General features: G+C 68.4%; 14 protein-coding genes. 9 read left to right on the top strand and 5 right to left on the bottom strand.

What is annotated here, in order from left to right; translation table 11 throughout:
* Window positions 1-20: 20 nt before the first annotated feature.
* Window positions 21-1232 (bottom strand): M20 metallopeptidase family protein, encoded by a 1212-nt coding sequence (locus IJ15_RS0121660; RefSeq protein WP_031940434.1) that lies wholly within the window; start codon window positions 1230-1232, stop codon window positions 21-23.
* A gap of 96 nt (window positions 1233-1328) precedes the next feature.
* Here IJ15_RS0121660 and IJ15_RS0121655 point away from each other — a divergent pair, with 96 nt between their 5' ends.
* Window positions 1329-2372: an Lrp/AsnC family transcriptional regulator gene (locus IJ15_RS0121655; RefSeq protein WP_031940433.1), complete on the top strand. Its 1044-nt coding sequence runs from the start codon at window positions 1329-1331 to the stop codon at window positions 2370-2372.
* A 2-nt stretch (window positions 2373-2374) separates the two neighbouring features.
* Here the strand turns inward: IJ15_RS0121655 and IJ15_RS0121650 are convergent, their stop codons facing one another.
* On the bottom strand, window positions 2375-3136 hold the full coding sequence (locus tag IJ15_RS0121650) for an IclR family transcriptional regulator (RefSeq protein WP_031940432.1): 762 nt from the start codon (window positions 3134-3136) through the stop codon (window positions 2375-2377).
* Window positions 3137-3205: 69 nt separating this feature from the next.
* Here IJ15_RS0121650 and IJ15_RS0121645 point away from each other — a divergent pair, with 69 nt between their 5' ends.
* The 5 genes from IJ15_RS0121645 (at window position 3206) to IJ15_RS0121625 (ending at window position 8075) form a co-directional block, all read left to right on the top strand.
* A complete protein-coding gene (locus tag IJ15_RS0121645; RefSeq protein ID WP_031940431.1) occupies window positions 3206-4030 on the top strand; it encodes a 2-keto-4-pentenoate hydratase in 825 nt (274 codons plus the stop codon).
* Complete coding sequence (locus IJ15_RS0121640; protein ID WP_031940430.1) at window positions 4027-4971, top strand: acetaldehyde dehydrogenase (acetylating); 945 nt, start codon at window positions 4027-4029, stop codon at window positions 4969-4971. The genes IJ15_RS0121645 and IJ15_RS0121640 overlap by 4 nt, the downstream gene beginning before the upstream one ends.
* Complete coding sequence (gene dmpG / locus IJ15_RS0121635; protein ID WP_031940429.1) at window positions 4968-5999, top strand: 4-hydroxy-2-oxovalerate aldolase; 1032 nt, start codon at window positions 4968-4970, stop codon at window positions 5997-5999. Before IJ15_RS0121640 ends, dmpG begins: the two co-directional genes overlap by 4 nt.
* A gap of 84 nt (window positions 6000-6083) precedes the next feature.
* Window positions 6084-6929: an IclR family transcriptional regulator gene (locus IJ15_RS0121630; RefSeq protein ID WP_051919433.1), complete on the top strand. Its 846-nt coding sequence runs from the start codon at window positions 6084-6086 to the stop codon at window positions 6927-6929.
* Window positions 6930-6956: 27 nt separating this feature from the next.
* Window positions 6957-8075: an AraC family transcriptional regulator gene (locus tag IJ15_RS0121625; RefSeq protein ID WP_197059883.1), complete on the top strand. Its 1119-nt coding sequence runs from the start codon at window positions 6957-6959 to the stop codon at window positions 8073-8075.
* Between the two features lie 92 nt (window positions 8076-8167).
* Here the strand turns inward: IJ15_RS0121625 and IJ15_RS0121620 are convergent, their stop codons facing one another.
* The 3 genes from IJ15_RS0121620 to IJ15_RS0121610 are packed head-to-tail and all read right to left on the bottom strand — an operon-like array spanning window position 8168 to window position 11389.
* A complete protein-coding gene (locus IJ15_RS0121620) occupies window positions 8168-9628 on the bottom strand; it encodes an aldehyde dehydrogenase family protein (RefSeq protein ID WP_031940426.1) in 1461 nt (486 codons plus the stop codon).
* Window positions 9625-10221, bottom strand: coding sequence for an NADPH-dependent FMN reductase (locus tag IJ15_RS25345; RefSeq protein WP_051919430.1), 597 nt, complete (start codon window positions 10219-10221; stop codon window positions 9625-9627). The genes IJ15_RS0121620 and IJ15_RS25345 overlap by 4 nt, the downstream gene beginning before the upstream one ends.
* 34 nt (window positions 10222-10255) lie before the next feature.
* Window positions 10256-11389: an LLM class flavin-dependent oxidoreductase gene (locus IJ15_RS0121610; RefSeq protein WP_051919426.1), complete on the bottom strand. Its 1134-nt coding sequence runs from the start codon at window positions 11387-11389 to the stop codon at window positions 10256-10258.
* Between the two features lie 239 nt (window positions 11390-11628).
* Here IJ15_RS0121610 and IJ15_RS0121605 point away from each other — a divergent pair, with 239 nt between their 5' ends.
* The 3 genes from IJ15_RS0121605 to IJ15_RS0121595 are packed head-to-tail and all read left to right on the top strand — an operon-like array spanning window position 11629 to window position 14251.
* Window positions 11629-12699: a cupin domain-containing protein gene (locus tag IJ15_RS0121605; protein WP_031940423.1), complete on the top strand. Its 1071-nt coding sequence runs from the start codon at window positions 11629-11631 to the stop codon at window positions 12697-12699.
* 5 nt (window positions 12700-12704) lie between these two features.
* Window positions 12705-13526, top strand: a complete 822-nt coding sequence (locus IJ15_RS0121600; RefSeq protein WP_031940422.1) for a fumarylacetoacetate hydrolase family protein — start codon at window positions 12705-12707, stop codon at window positions 13524-13526.
* 8 nt (window positions 13527-13534) lie between these two features.
* On the top strand, window positions 13535-14251 hold the full coding sequence (locus IJ15_RS0121595; RefSeq protein ID WP_031940421.1) for a maleylpyruvate isomerase family mycothiol-dependent enzyme: 717 nt from the start codon (window positions 13535-13537) through the stop codon (window positions 14249-14251).
* The last annotated feature ends 151 nt before the right edge of the window (window positions 14252-14402 follow it).

Genomic DNA, 14402 nt, shown 5'->3' with positions numbered 1-14402 from the left:
TCGCCCGGTCTGGGGACGGCTCAGGCGGCGCCCTCCGCTTCGCTCGCGGCGAGCCGCTGGAGCGCCAGTTCGCCGTAGAGCGCGGCGCCGTCGCCGAGGACGGCGTCGTCGAACTCCGCGAGCGGTGAATGGTTGAACGCGGCCGTCGTCGGATCGCGGTCCGCGGGGCACGCGCCGAGGAACACGAAGGCGCCGGGGATCTCGTTCAGCACCCGCGAGAAGTCCTCGGACGCGGACGCCGGCTGCGGCTGCCACGCGAACCGCTCCGGGCCGTGGACCTCGGTGACCACGTCGGCCACGAACTCGGCCTCGGTGTCGTCGTTGACGGTCACCGGATACTGCTCGTCGTAGTCGACGTCCACCTCGAGCCCGTGTGCGGCGGCGATGCCCCGGCACACCCGGGTGATGCCGTCCCGGGCCTTCGCCTGGCTCTCGGGGGAGAAGGTCCGCACCGTGATGTCGAACCGGGCGTCGTCGGGAATGACGTTCGCCGCGGTGCCGGCATGGAAGGTGCCCACGGTCAGCACGACCGGGTCGAACGGGGCGAACGTGCGGGTCGCGAACGTCTGCAGGGCCGTCACCATCTCGCACGCCGCGGGGATCGGGTCGAGCGCCGCGTACGGGGACGACCCGTGTCCACCGCGGCCCAGGACCCGCACCGTCGCAACGGCACTCGCTGCCATCAACGGTCCCTTCCGGGTGACGAACACGCCGCCGGGCGGCCCCGACGCGGTCACGTGCAGACCGTACGCGGCGACCGGGCGGGACCCCGACGCCTCGAGCACGCCCTCGGCCAGCATGTGCCCGGCGCCGTCGTAGCCCTCCTCGCCGGGCTGGAACATGAACACGACGTCGCCGGCCAGATGTTCGCGCCGCGCGGACAGCAGGTGCGCGGCGCCCACCAGCATGGAGGTGTGCAGGTCGTGGCCGCACGCGTGCATCTGCCCCGGAGTTCTCGACGCGTAGTCGGCGCCGGAACGTTCGCCCACCGGCAGTGCGTCCATGTCGCCGCGGAGCAGCACCGTCGGCCCGGGCCGCGCGCCGCGCAGGACCGCAGTGACCGAACTCAGTGACGTCCCGGTGCCGACCTCGAGCGGCAGTCCGTCGAGCGCGGCGAGCACCTTGTCCTGGCTGCGCGGGAGAAGCAGGCCCACTTCGGGTTCGGCGTGGAGACTGCGGCGCAGTCGAACCAGGTCCTCGTGCAGGTCCTTCGCGTCCTCGGTCAACGACACGGACGTCTCCTCTCCTCGGTGCTGCGCGCCGTCCGGCGGCTCGAGGCATGATGCACACGACGTGCATCACCACCGCCGAATTTGCAGGATTTTGCCGTGAACAAGAGGCTTGCTCAGAAATATGGCGAACTGGACGAGATCGACCTCAGTTTGATCAACACGCTCCAGTTGGAACCGAGGGCGTCGTGGTCGAGGGTGGGCGCCGCGCTGGGGATCGATCCCGTGACGGCTGCGCGACGATGGTCGCGACTGGCCGACACCGGATCGGCCTGGGTGACGGCGCATCCCGTGGGGCCGCAGACGGCAGCCCTGGTGGAGATCGAGTGCGAGGCCGGGCAGGTGCGTGCGACCGCTGAGACCCTGGCCCGGTGGCCGCACGTGCTGACCGTCGAGCACACCAGCGGCGCGCGGGACCTGCTGCTCACGGTCAGCGTGCCCGACCTGGCGTCACTGTCGGACATGTTGCTGGCGTCCGTCGAGTCGCTTCCCGGAATTCGTTCGACCCGAACCTATCTCGTGATCCGTCCGTATGCGGTGGGCGGTGAGTGGCAGTTGCAGGCCCTCGACGCGGACCAGCGTGCGCGGATGGACGGCCGCGGGCACCGGGCCGGGTCGGCGCTGCGTCCCCTCGACGCGACCGACCGCGCGCTGATCACGACCCTCTTCCGGGACGGCCGGGCGCCGCTCACCGAGATCGCGGCCGAACTCGACTGCAGTGTCAGCACCGCGCGTCGGCGATTGAACGCGCTCCTGGACCGGCACGCCCTGCTGCTGCGGTGCGATGTCGCGCAACCACTCTCGGGATGGCCGGTCTCGGTGTGGCTGTGGGCGCGGGTGCCGGTCGACGAGTGCGACGACGTGGCCCGGCATCTGGTCGCGCGGTCCGAGACCCGTGCGTGCCTGGTCCTCACCGGTGCGCCGGCCAACTTCTTCTACTCGGTGTGGGTCCGTTCGGTCGAGGACGTGCACCGGGTGGAGCGGTCGCTGCGGCGAACGGTGCCGTCGCTCGAGATCGTCGACCGGTCCGTGACTCTCCGCTTCTTCAAGCGGATGGGACGCATCCTCGACGGTGCCGGACGCAGCGTCGAATGCGTTCCGATGGACATCTGGTCGGACCCGGTGGCGGGGGCGCGCGGCTGACGTCAGCGGAGCCGTTCGCGGCGGGCCATGGTGCTGCGCAGCCCCTCGGCTGCCGCCCGGACCGCGTCGACCTGACTCTCGGGCCGATAGCGGTTGGTGGGCCCGGTGACGCTGATCGCCGCGACGATGCGGTCGTCGGGCCCGAACACCGGCGCGGCGACGCACGCGATCCCCAGTGCCGACTCCTCGCGCTCGAACGCCACCCCGGTCTCGACGACCTTGTCGAGTTGGCCGCGCAGGATCCCCGGTGCGACGACGGTGTGCGGCGTCCGCCGGACCATCGGGGAGGCGAGGACCTCGCGGCGCAACTCCGGATCGGAGTGCGCGAGCAGTGCCTTACCGATCGCCGAGCAGTGCAGCGGGATCCGGCCACCGGTGCGGGACGGGGAGTTGGCCTGCCGGTGGCCGCCGATCTTCGCGACGTAGACGACGTCGTGACCGTCACGGACTCCGAGATGCACGGTCTCGTGGGTGCGCTCGTACAGGTCCTGCAGGAACGGCATCGCCATCTCGAGCAGGCTGCGCTCGAGCGAGGCGAGCATCCCGAGTTCGAACAGGCCGCCGCTGAGGCGGTAGCCGTCGTCGACGCGGTCGAGCAGTCGGTTCGCGACCAGTTCCTTGGCGAGACGGTGCACGGTCGCCTTGTGCAGTCCGGTCCGGCGGACCAACTCGGCCAGGGGGACGGCCTGGTCCTCGGGGCGGAAGGCGCGCAGGATCGTCACCGCCTTGCCGAGGACGGTGTCGAGGTTGGTGGCGCCGGTCATGCGCCGAGCGTATCGCTGAGTGAGACGAAAGGTTGGCCTGCGGGGCTTCGGCCCAGCACAGTTAGCGTCATGACCCAGTCCACGAACCCCACCGCGGTGAGCGAGTCCGCTATCGCCGCTGCCGCGGAGCGACTCGCGTCGGCCGCCGCGGCCGGTGTGCCCTGCGCGCCGATCCGTGACCTGATCGGCGCCGAGGACCTCGCGGCCGCGTACGCCGTGCAGGAGCGCGTCAACGAGCTTCGCGTCGAGGCGGGCGCCGTCGTCGTCGGCCGCAAGATCGGACTCACGTCCGTCGCGGTCCAGCAGCAGCTCGGCGTGAACCAGCCCGATCTCGGCGTCCTCTTCGCCGACATGCAGTACGCCGACGGCGAAGACGTCCCGATGAGCGTGCTGATCCAGCCGAAGATCGAGGGCGAGGTCGGCTTCGTGCTCGGCGCCGACCTCATCGACGGCCCGCTCGACGCCGCGCAGGTGCGCGGCGCGATCGAGTACGCCGTCGCCGCGCTCGAGATCTGTGACAGCCGCATCGAGAACTGGGACATCCGCTTCGGCGACACCGTCGCCGACAACGCGTCGTCCGGCGTCTACGTCCTCGGCACGCAGCGCCGCACGCTCGACGAGTTCGAGCCCAAGGACGTCGTCATGTCGATGGCAGTCGACGGCCAGGAGGTGTCCTCCGGCAACGGCGAGGCCTGCCTGGGCGACCCGATCGAGGCCGTCGTGTGGCTCGCCCGCACGGCACGCGAACTGGGCCAGCCGCTGCGCGCCGGTCAGGTAATCCTGTCCGGTGCCCTCGGCCCCATGGCGCCGGTCCAGGCCGGCAATGTCGTCACCGTCTCCGTGTCCGGACTCGGTGTCGTGACCACACGTTTCAAGGAAGGAACCGAGGCATGAGCAAGGTCAAGGTCGCGATCATCGGATCCGGCAACATCGGCACCGATCTGATGATCAAGGTGCTCAATCACTCCGATCACCTCGAGATGGGCGCGATGGTCGGTATCGACCCCGCGTCGGACGGTCTCGCGCGCGCCGCGTCCATGGGCGTGCCGATCACCGCCGAGGGCGTCGAGGGCCTCGTGGGTCTCCCCAACTTCGACGAGATCGACATCGTCTTCGACGCGACGTCGGCGAAGGCTCACCTCGTCAACGACGCGCGTCTGCGCCCGCTCGGCAAGCGCATGATCGACCTCACCCCCGCCGCGATCGGCCCGTTCGTGGTGCCGGCCGTCAACGGTGACGAGCACCTCGACGCGACGAACGTCAACATGGTGACGTGCGGTGGCCAGGCCACGATCCCGATGGTTGCGGCCGTCTCCCGGGTCGTCCCGGTGGCGTACGCCGAGATCGTCGCGTCCATCGCGTCGAAGTCCGCCGGCCCCGGCACCCGCGCCAACATCGACGAGTTCACCGAGACCACCTCCGGTGCGATCGTGTCGGTCGGTGGCGCCAAGCGCGGCAAGGCGATCATCATCCTGAACCCGGCCGAGCCGCCGCTGATCATGCGCGACACCGTCTTCTGCCTCGTGGACGCGCCGGACCCGGCCACCCACGACCAGATCCGTGAGTCGGTCGCGAAGATGGTCGGCGACGTCTCCGCCTACGTCCCGGGCTACCGCCTCAAGCAGCAGGTCCAGATCTCGGAGATCCCCGCGGATCAGCCGGTCGAGACCCTGCTCGCCGACAGCAACCGTCCGACGCACCAGGTGTCGATCTTCCTCGAGGTCGAGGGTGCCGGACACTACCTGCCCGCCTACGCAGGCAACCTCGACATCATGACCTCTGCCGGCCTGCAGATCGCTGAGCGCATCGCCCAGAAGAAGGAAGCCACCCGATGAGCACCAACCCCACCATCTTCGTCCAGGACGTCACGCTGCGCGACGGCATGCACGCCGTGCGCCACCGCATCTCGCCGGAGGACGTCCGTCGGATCGTCAAGGCCCTCGACGACGCCGGTGTCGACGCGATCGAGGTTGCGCACGGTGACGGCCTCGCCGGTGGTTCCGTCAACTACGGTCCCGGCTCCAACACCGACTGGGAGTGGATCGAGGCCGCGGCCGACGTGCTCGAGCGCGCCCGCCTGACCACCCTGCTGCTGCCGGGTGTCGGCACCATCGAGGAGCTCAAGCACGCCTACAAGCTGGGTGTGCGCTCGGTGCGCATCGCGACGCACTGCACCGAGGCCGACGTCTCCGCGCAGCACATCGAGACGGCCCGTGAGATCGGCATGGACGTCTCCGGCTTCCTGATGATGAGCCACATGGCTCCCGCCGAGGAGCTGGCCAAGCAGGCCAAGCTGATGGAGTCGTACGGCGCGCACTGCGTGTACGTCACCGACTCGGGCGGACGCCTGACGATGAACGGTGTCCGTGACCGCGTCCGCGCCTACAAGGACGTGCTCGACGAGGGCACCGAGATCGGCATCCACGCGCACGAGAACCTGTCGCTGTCGGTCGCGAACAGTGTCGTCGCCGTCGAGGAGGGCGTCTACCGCGTCGACGCGTCGCTGGCCGGCCACGGCGCCGGTGCGGGCAACTGCCCCATCGAGCCCTTCATCGCCGTCGCCGACCTGCACGAGTGGAAGCACGGCTGCGACGTCTTCGCGCTGCAGGACGCTGCCGACGACATCGTCCGCCCGCTGCAGGACCGTCCGGTCCGCGTCGACCGTGAGACCCTCACCCTCGGCTACGCCGGTGTGTACTCGAGCTTCCTGCGCCACGCCGAGACCGCGTCGGCCCGCTACGGCATCGACGTCCGCACCCTGCTGCTCGAGGCCGGCAAGCGCAAGCTGGTCGGTGGCCAGGAGGACATGATCGTCGACATCGCACTGAACCTCGTCGCGGAGCGCGAGGGCCAGAGCGCCTGATCCCAGGCAACCCTTCTCGGGCGCCGTGACCGATTCGGTCACGGCGCCCGAGGCGTTTCCGGCCCGCCGCTCTAGAGTTCCGTCATGCGGAAGAAAGCGCCGACCACCAAGGCGTCGACGACGATCACCCGGCCGTCGTATGCGCTCGAATCGGTCGACAATGCACTGCGCCTGCTGCAGATGCTCCGTGATGTGGGGGCTCTCCGGCTCAAGGACGTCGCCGAGGAACTGGGGACGGCGCCGTCCACCGCGCATCGACTGCTCGCGATGCTCGTCTATCGGGGGTTCGCGGTCCAGGACGAGAAGCGCCTCTACCACCCCGGGCCCGCAATGGGCGTGGGGCCCGCGCAGCACGGGTGGACCCGTGAGCTCGCGGACGTGTGCCGACCGCACATGGACGCACTTGCCACCTCGACCGGTGAGACCGTCAATCTGCTGATCCGCGTGGGTTCGCAGGTGCGATTCCTGTACTCGGCCGAGACCGATTCCACGTTGCGGGTGGGAGACCGGCAGGGGCAGGTGCTGCCCGCCGAACGGACTGCCGGCGGCCGGATCCTGCTGGCAGGGCTGCCGCCGCAGACACTGGAGCAGCTGTACCTGCGTTCGCCGGACGGGCCGGACGTCGATCCGGCACCGACGTCGGCAAGCGGACACGACATGGACCGCCGACTTGCACCGCGCGAGTTCGAGGCGTTCCGTGCGGAGCTGGAGGCCGCCCGCGCAGTCGGCTTCGCGGTGAACGTCGAGCAGACGGAGGCGGGAGTGGCAGCCTTCGGTCTCGCGCTGCGCAACGGCCGACGGCAGGCGATCGCCGCGCTCACCGCGGCGGTACCGACCGCGCGGTACCGGCAGCACCTCGGCGGGCAACTGATCGCGCAACTGCGCAGTGCCGTCCGGGACATCGAAGTCGAGATCGTCCACATCGGCTGAGCCGAGGCGTGCCGATCGGGCGGAGGGTTGTCCCCTGTTGTTCGGAAAGGGGCTCGATCTCCAGCGTTTCCCTGGCTATCATCGACGGGAGCGCCAGGGTTCGCCGGAAATCCATTGGCGGGAACGACTTTCGTGGAGGTCGGAATGTCCCTGCCGCACGAGGCGGTCGAGCCGCTTCATCAGCACGGGCGATTACGCACCGACGACGTCGACCTGGCACAGTCGGTCGTGTCGGAAGTGTACGAACCGCATGTGCTGGAACCTCGCGGCGGTGGTCGGCTGGACGCGAGACTGAATGCGGTCCAGAATGGGGCGCTGACGCTAGGTTATCTGACTTACGGTGTGGGAGCGGGAATTACACTGCCGCCCAGTAAGCACTGGTACCACGTGAACATCACCCTTTCGGGTGGAAGTCGGGTCGCGCGCGGTGACGCGGTGCGGGGCGAGACCGCGGCGATGGCGGGTGCGGCGATACTGGTGCCGCATCATCTGCAGACCATCGAATGGGATTCCGACACTGCGCAGTTCGCGCTTCGCGTGCCGCGGGTGGACCTGGAGGGTCATCTCGAGAATCTGACTCGGACACGAATTTCGGACCCCGTCGATTTCGATCTCGTGGTCGATTTGAATTCGACGGCGGGCCGCGGACTGCTCCGTTGTATCGAGTTCATTCGGTCGGAATGGGAGGACGGGGGAATTCTCACGAGATACGACAATTCCCGTCGGCATCTGGAATCGCTGACATTGACGAATCTCGTGATGGCGGCGGGTGGGCCGCATCGCGAGCTCCTGGATCGACCGCTCGGGCCGGAGGTGCCCGAGGCGCTGCAGCGCGCGGTCGACTACGTGCACGATCACGCGCGATCCCTGCCGACGCTGGCGGACCTGACGGCGGTGTCCGGCGCGAGTGCCCGCACGCTGCAGAATCAGTTCCTGCGGCACTTCGATCGCACTCCGATCCAGTACATCCGTGACGTGCGGTTGCGCGGTGTGCGCGACGACCTGCTGCATCCGTCCTCGCCCGAGGTGACCGTCACCGACGTTGCCGCGTCGTGGGGGTTCTACAACCTGGGCCGGTTCTCGTTGCTGTATCGGGAGATGTACGGGGAGTCGCCCTCGGAGACACTGCGGCGGTGCCGTTCGTGATGCTGCGGCGGTGCCGTTCGTGATGCTGCCGCGATGTCGGTGACGCGGGTGGGGCGCCGGCCGGTGTTCCGGCGCCCCACCCTCCCGGCGGCTCAGATCACCTGAACCACGTGCTTGTACTCCTGGAACTCTTCGAGCGCCCGTCGGCCGTTGAGGCGTCCGAGGCCGCTCTGCTTGTAGCCGCCCTCCTCGAACTGGTCGAGGACGACGGCCCAGCCGTTGGTCCAGACGGTGCCGGCGTCCAGTGCGTCTGCCATGCGCAGTCCTCGCGCACCGTCACGGGTCCACACGGAGGCCGCGAGTCCGTACTCGGTGGCGTTCGCCATCCTGACGGCGTCGTCCTCGGTGTCGAAGACCTCGAACGTGGCGACCGGTCCGAACAGTTCGCGTTGCACGAGTGGGGAGTTCACGTCGTCGACGGCGAGGAGCGCCGGCCGGAAGTAGGCGCCGTCGTCGAGCGCGGGGTCGTCGGGGCGCCCGCCTCGGACCAGGATCTCCGCGTCGCCGGCGTGCTCCGCAAGCAGCGCCTCGAGGCGGTCGCGTGAGGCGACGTCGATCATCGGACCCATGTGGGACGTGTCGTCGTCGCCCGGTCCCACGTGCACCCGCGCGAGGGCGGGGACGAGTGCCTCCCGGACCCGGTCCGCGATGGATCGCTGCACGAGGATCCGGCTGCCGGTCATGCAGAACTGCCCGGTGAACGTGGTGATTCCGGCGACGATCGTGCCGACCGCCGCGTCCAGATCGGCGTCGTCGAACACGATCATCGGCGTCTTGCCACCCAGTTCGAGGGACAAGCGCTTGAGGGTGGCACCGCCTGCCGCCATGATCTGCCGGCCCACCGCAGTGCTGCCGGTGTAGCTGACGGCGTTCACGTCCGGCGAGGAGACCAGCAGTTTCGCGCCGTCGCTGCCGGACTCGGTGAAGATGTTGAGTACGCCGTCCGGCAGGGACGGGCAGTCGGCCAGCAGTTCGGCCAGCCGCGCGTTCACGAGTGCGGTCTGCGCTGCCATCTTCATCACCACGGTGCATCCGGCGGCGAGTGCCGGTGCGAAGGACCGCACCGCCAGCACCACCGGCGAGTTCCACGGCACGATGACGCCCGCGACCCCGATCGGCTCGGACAGCAGCATCGAGTACACGCCGTCGCGGACCCGGCCGCCCCCGCCCGAATCGGTAAGGGCCTGTGCCGCGTAGTACCGCAGCTTCGACGGCGTCAGGCTCAGCTCGAAGTCCGCCTCCGGCAGTATCTTTCCGTTCTCGCGGGCGAGCAGCATCGCGAGTTCGCCGGACGCCGCCTCGATGCGGTCCGCCATCTCCTCGAGCACTCTGGCGCGCAGCTGCCGGTCGCGTCGCCACGCATGGGTGGCGAACGTGTGCCTCGCGATCCGGATGGCGTCGTGCACCTGAGCGGCGTCGGCCTCGTAGTAGGTGCCGAGCGGTTCGCCGGTCGCCGGTGAGTACGAGGTGCCCGTCGTCTCCGACGGCACCCAATGGCCGCCGATGTAGTTGCGCGCCGTATCGGCTCGCAGTGCCGACTCGATCGTGGTCATGTCGTCTTCCTTGTCGCCGGGGTCGAGGCGCCGGACGCCTGCGACCGGGTGAATCGCACATGGAGGGGGTCGGGACCGAAGTGGTGTCCGGGGAGGCGCTCGGCCAGCGCCGTCACCTGCTCGACGAACTCGCGCAGGTCGGCGCGGGCGTCGGCGGGAACGTCGTCGGACGCGAAGGTGCGGTCGACGAAGAACGCGCCGTTGGGGGCGGTGAGGGCACCGAACCAGGACAGGACGTCGCGCAGGTGCCGTTCCGCGGACAGGAAGTGGTGCGGGGCGGCCGCCACGGTGAGGATCCCGACGGGCTTGTTGCGCAGGGCCTCGTTGGGCAGGGCGTCGACGAGCAGTTTCAGCGTGCCGGTGAACGACCCGCGGAACACCGGGGAGGCGAGCACCACCGCGTCTGCGGCCTGCACGCGGTCGACGGCGTCGTCGCCCCAGAGTGCGACGACGGGATCGGCAGTGGGTTCGGGACACAGTCGGTCGACGATCCAACCCGGATACCGCGCCCGCACGTCAGCCTCGATCAGGCCGAGTGCACGAGCGAGTTTTCCCGGAGGTGTCGGGCTCCCGTAGACGGTGAGAAGTTTCATTTCACAACAGCTTTCGGGGTCACTGACTTCGGGGTCACTGACGCAGTCCGGCTTCGCGCATGAGCGGCAGCACCCGCTCACCGAAGTACTCGAGTTCCTGGGCGTAGTCGAGGAATCCGACCATCATGCCACCGACGCCGGCCTGCTCGAGTTCGAGGAGTTGGTCGACGATCTGCTCCGGCGTGCCGATGAGGGGGTATCCGCCGTAGCCCAGGATGAACCGCTCCTGCATGGCCTTGATCTTGTCGAAGGACCCACTCTCGGAACCCAGCCCGCCGGACACCTGGCGCGCGACGTCCCAGTCGCCCTGCTCGAGGATGTGGTCGAGAAGTTGCTTGGTCTCCTTCTCAGTGTCGCGGCAGATGATGTTGCCGTAGCTGAGGATGCCGAGGTCGCTGCCCTGCTGCTGGGCGATGCCGCGCACCCGGGTGGCAGTGTCCTTCGCCTCGGCGGGGTCGGAGAAGGCGATGAAGTTGAAATCGCATTCACGAGCACAGAATTCGAGTCCTGCCGGAGAGTTGCCGGCGTTCACCAGCACCGGGTACGGCTGCTGGATCGGCTTGGGGGACGAGAACGCGTCCTTGACCTCGAAGAATTCGCCGGTGAAGTTCACTCCCTCACCCTCGGTCCACATGCGCTTTACGATCTCGATCCATTCGGAGCCGAAGCGGTAGCGGACATCGTGTTCGCGCTGGGTGCCGCCGAACATCTCCATCTCGGCCTTGTACCAGCCCATGGTCATGTTCAGTCCGTGCCGTCCACCGGAGATGTGGTCGACGGTGACGGACTCCTTCGCGGCGACGATCGGATGCTTGGTCGGCACGTGAATCGTGGTGAACACCATGATGTTCTCGGTCGCCTCGGCGATGCCCGCGGCCCACGTGTGGGTCTCGTAGTTGGAGCCGTTGAAGTTGGTCTCGCCACCCATGCCGCGGTAGCGGGCCACCGGCAGCATCGCCTCGAAGCCGAGCCGGTCGGCCAGTTGCGCGATCTTCTTGCCGTGTTCCCACGTCAGCTCGTACGTGGTCTCCGCGTGCGTGGCCATGAGTCCGTGGCTGACATTCGAACCGAAGATGCCGAGCTTCATCCGGTTGTCGTTGAACATCGCGACGCCGCTGGCGCGGCGGGCTTCGAGCAGGTCGTCGTAACTCATCGTCGGGGTCGACATGTCGTTCTCCTCTGCGGGGGACAGGGTGCCGGCCGTTTCGGCGGCCGGCAGGTAGGTGGGTGTGTGCAGGCACGGTATGCAGGGGGAATGCGCCGGAACTATGCGCGAAGCGCAACGGTGCAGGCCGCTTTGCGCAGCATTCGGCGCAAGTTCCGCACAGCAGAATTGAGTGGGTTTCCGCGGGAGCGGCTACGTACGTTGAGGCGGATGTCGCACGCGAGTGCTCATGAGGAGAATCGATGACTGCCGCAGAATCCCACGACCCCGCCCTGGATCAGCTCTACGCCGATTTCGCGACCGAGAACCTCAATCCGTTGTGGACGCAGCTCGGCGATCTGATGCCGATGGCACCCACGTCGAAAGCCGTTCCGTTCGTGTGGAAGTGGTCCACGCTGTACCCGCTGGCCCAGCGGGCGGGTGACCTCGTGCCCGTCGGTCGTGGAGGAGAGCGTCGGGCGATCGCGTTGGCGAACCCCGGCCTGGGTGGTGTGCCGTATGTGACGCCGACGTTGTGGGCGGCGATCCAGTACCTGGGTCCACGTGAAACCGCACCGGAACATCGCCACTCGCAGAACGCATTCCGATTCGTCGTCGAGGGCGAGGGGGTGTGGACGGTCGTCAACGGTGACCCGGTGGCGATGCGCCGCGGCGACTTCCTGTTGACGCCGGGCTGGGCCTTCCATGGCCACCACAACGAGACCGATCATCCGATGGCGTGGATCGACGGTCTCGACATCCCGTTCGTGAACTACACCGACACCGGGTTCTTCGAGTTCGGGGCCGACGGCGTGACCGACATGTCGACGCCGGATGTCTCACGCTCGGAGCGACTCTGGGCGCATCCGGGCCTGCGTCCGCTGGTCGGCGTCGATGCCATGACCAGCTCGCCGATCGCGTGCTACCGGTGGGAGCACACCGACGCGGCACTGCGGGAGCAGTTCGCGCTCGAGGACGAGGGGTACCCGGCCACGTCCGAGCCCGGGCACGCCGCCGTGCGGTACACGAACCCGACCACGGGCGGGGACGTGATGCCGACGATTCGCGCGGAGTTCCACCGACTGCGCGCCGGCGCGACCACCCGCACCCGCCGGGACGTCGGCTCGGTGGTGTTCCAGGTTTTCGAGGGCGAGGGCAGTTTCCGGCTCGGCGACCAGACGCACGACGTCGCGAAGGGCGACATGATCGTCGTTCCGTCGTGGGTGCCGTGGGACCTCGAAACCGATGGTGGGATAGACCTGTTCGCCTTCTCGGACGCACCGATCGTGGAGCGTCTTCATTTTCATCGCACTCATATTTCCGAAGGAGCCTGATCCTCATGCGTCTCGCTACTCTCCGCCTCGACGGTGGTACCGCGGCCGTCCGCGTCGATTCCGACACCTCCGCCACCGTCGTCGACGGGTATACGGACCTGTCGGCGCTGCTTGACGATCCGGACTGGCAGACCGTCGCCGAGAACGCGTCCGGGGCGGTCGTCGACCTGGCCGGCGCCGACTACGCGCCGGTGGTGCCGAGCCCGGGGAAGATCGTCTGCGTGGGCCTGAACTACGGAACCCACATCAAGGAGATGGGCCGCGAGCTGCCGGAGTACCCGACGCTGTTCTCGAAGTTCAAGGAAGCGCTCACCGGCCCGTACGACGATGTGATCGTGCCCGCGTACGCGGCGTCGCAGTTGGACTGGGAGGCCGAACTGGCCGTCGTCATCGGCAAGCCGGCCTACCAGGTGTCCGAGGCCGACGCGGAGTCCTACATCGCCGGCTACTCGGTGATCAATGACTACACGATGCGCGACTACCAGTACCGAACACTGCAGTGGGACCAGGGGAAGACGTTCGAGAAGACCAGCGGCTTCGGCCCGCACCTGGTCACCGACTACCGGCTGGGTACCAGGATCGAGACCCGTCTCGAGGGCGAGGTCATGCAGTCGGCCACCACCGACGACCTGGTGTTCACCCCGGCGAAGCTCGTGGAGTACATCTCGCACATCGTCACCCTGCAGCCCGGCGACGTCATCATCACCGGGACCACTGGCGGCGTCGGTCATGCGCGCAAGCCCGCACGCTACATCGGCGACGGCGATACGGTCGAGGTGAGCATCGAGGGGCTCGGCTCGGTGCGCAACAAGACCATCGTGAACTAGGAGCGTCCGTGGGTTTCGACGATCTGGATCTGGCCGAGCGGCTGAACATCGCGCGGGAGGGCACCGCATACTTCGCGCAGCGGCTCGCGGTGCTGTCCGATGCGGACCTGTCCGGTCCGAGCCTGCTCGACGGGTGGACGCGAAAGCATCTCGTCGCGCACGTCGGCTACAATGCCGCCGCGTTGTGCCGGCTCCTCGACTGGGCTGCGACCGGTATCGAGACACCGATGTACGAGTCGGTGGAGCAGCGGGCCCGGGAGATCGAGGAGGGCTCGACGCTCAGTGCCGGGTCGTTGCGAAACCTGTTCACCCACACAGCTGCCCGGCTCGACGAGAGATGGCGCAACCTTCGGCAGGAGGCGTGGAGCGTCGAGGTGAGGACGGCGCAGGGACGGATGGTTCCGGCGTCGGAGACCGCGTGGATGCGCAGCCGTGAGATGTGGATCCACGCGGTCGATCTCGGGAACGGCGGGCGTTTCGACGAGTTCCCCGACGTGGTGCTCGACTCCCTGCTCGACGACGTCGTCGGGATGTGGCGACGTAAGGGCGACGGCGCGGGCCTGGTCCTCGAGGTGGACGATCGCCGGTTCGTGGTCGTGGAGGACGGTCCGCCGGTCACCGACACGGTCGCGGGTCCACTGGCGGCCGTGGTCCGGTGGGCGTGCGGGCGCGGGTCGGCCGGGCTGACCGCCGGGGGCGACCTGACGCCGCCACGCTGGCTCTAGGTGTACCCGGTCAGGACGTTGGTAGCGGGCGTGTCGGCTTGATGTGAAGAGAACCTCCGAGTGGGGTGTGGCTTGTCTAAGGCCCACATCCGCTCGGAGGTTCTCGTGTCCCACCGTAATGCCCGAACCACATATCTCGGCAGATTGCTCA

Source organism: Prescottella defluvii (assembly GCF_000738775.1).
Lineage (GTDB): Bacteria > Actinomycetota > Actinomycetes > Mycobacteriales > Mycobacteriaceae > Prescottella > Prescottella defluvii.
Note: the sequence above shows the minus strand (reverse complement) of the source record. Positions and strands in the feature narration are given on the sequence as shown.

Bases quoted from the DNA above. Each gene is read 5' to 3' on its own strand.
- IJ15_RS0121630 (WP_051919433.1), top strand. From the start codon at position 6,084: ATGCGGAAGAAAGCGCCGACCACCAAGGCGTCGACGACGATCACCCGG.
- IJ15_RS0121605 (WP_031940423.1), top strand. From the start codon at position 11,629: ATGACTGCCGCAGAATCCCACGACCCCGCCCTGGATCAGCTCTACGCC.
- IJ15_RS0121650 (WP_031940432.1), bottom strand. From the start codon at position 3,136: ATGACCGGCGCCACCAACCTCGACACCGTCCTCGGCAAGGCGGTGACG.
- IJ15_RS0121610 (WP_051919426.1), bottom strand. From the start codon at position 11,389: ATGTCGACCCCGACGATGAGTTACGACGACCTGCTCGAAGCCCGCCGC.
- dmpG (WP_031940429.1), top strand. From the start codon at position 4,968: ATGAGCACCAACCCCACCATCTTCGTCCAGGACGTCACGCTGCGCGAC.
- IJ15_RS25345 (WP_051919430.1), bottom strand. From the start codon at position 10,221: ATGAAACTTCTCACCGTCTACGGGAGCCCGACACCTCCGGGAAAACTC.
- IJ15_RS0121620 (WP_031940426.1), bottom strand. From the start codon at position 9,628: ATGACCACGATCGAGTCGGCACTGCGAGCCGATACGGCGCGCAACTAC.
- IJ15_RS0121645 (WP_031940431.1), top strand. From the start codon at position 3,206: ATGACCCAGTCCACGAACCCCACCGCGGTGAGCGAGTCCGCTATCGCC.
- IJ15_RS0121600 (WP_031940422.1), top strand. From the start codon at position 12,705: ATGCGTCTCGCTACTCTCCGCCTCGACGGTGGTACCGCGGCCGTCCGC.
- IJ15_RS0121640 (WP_031940430.1), top strand. From the start codon at position 4,027: ATGAGCAAGGTCAAGGTCGCGATCATCGGATCCGGCAACATCGGCACC.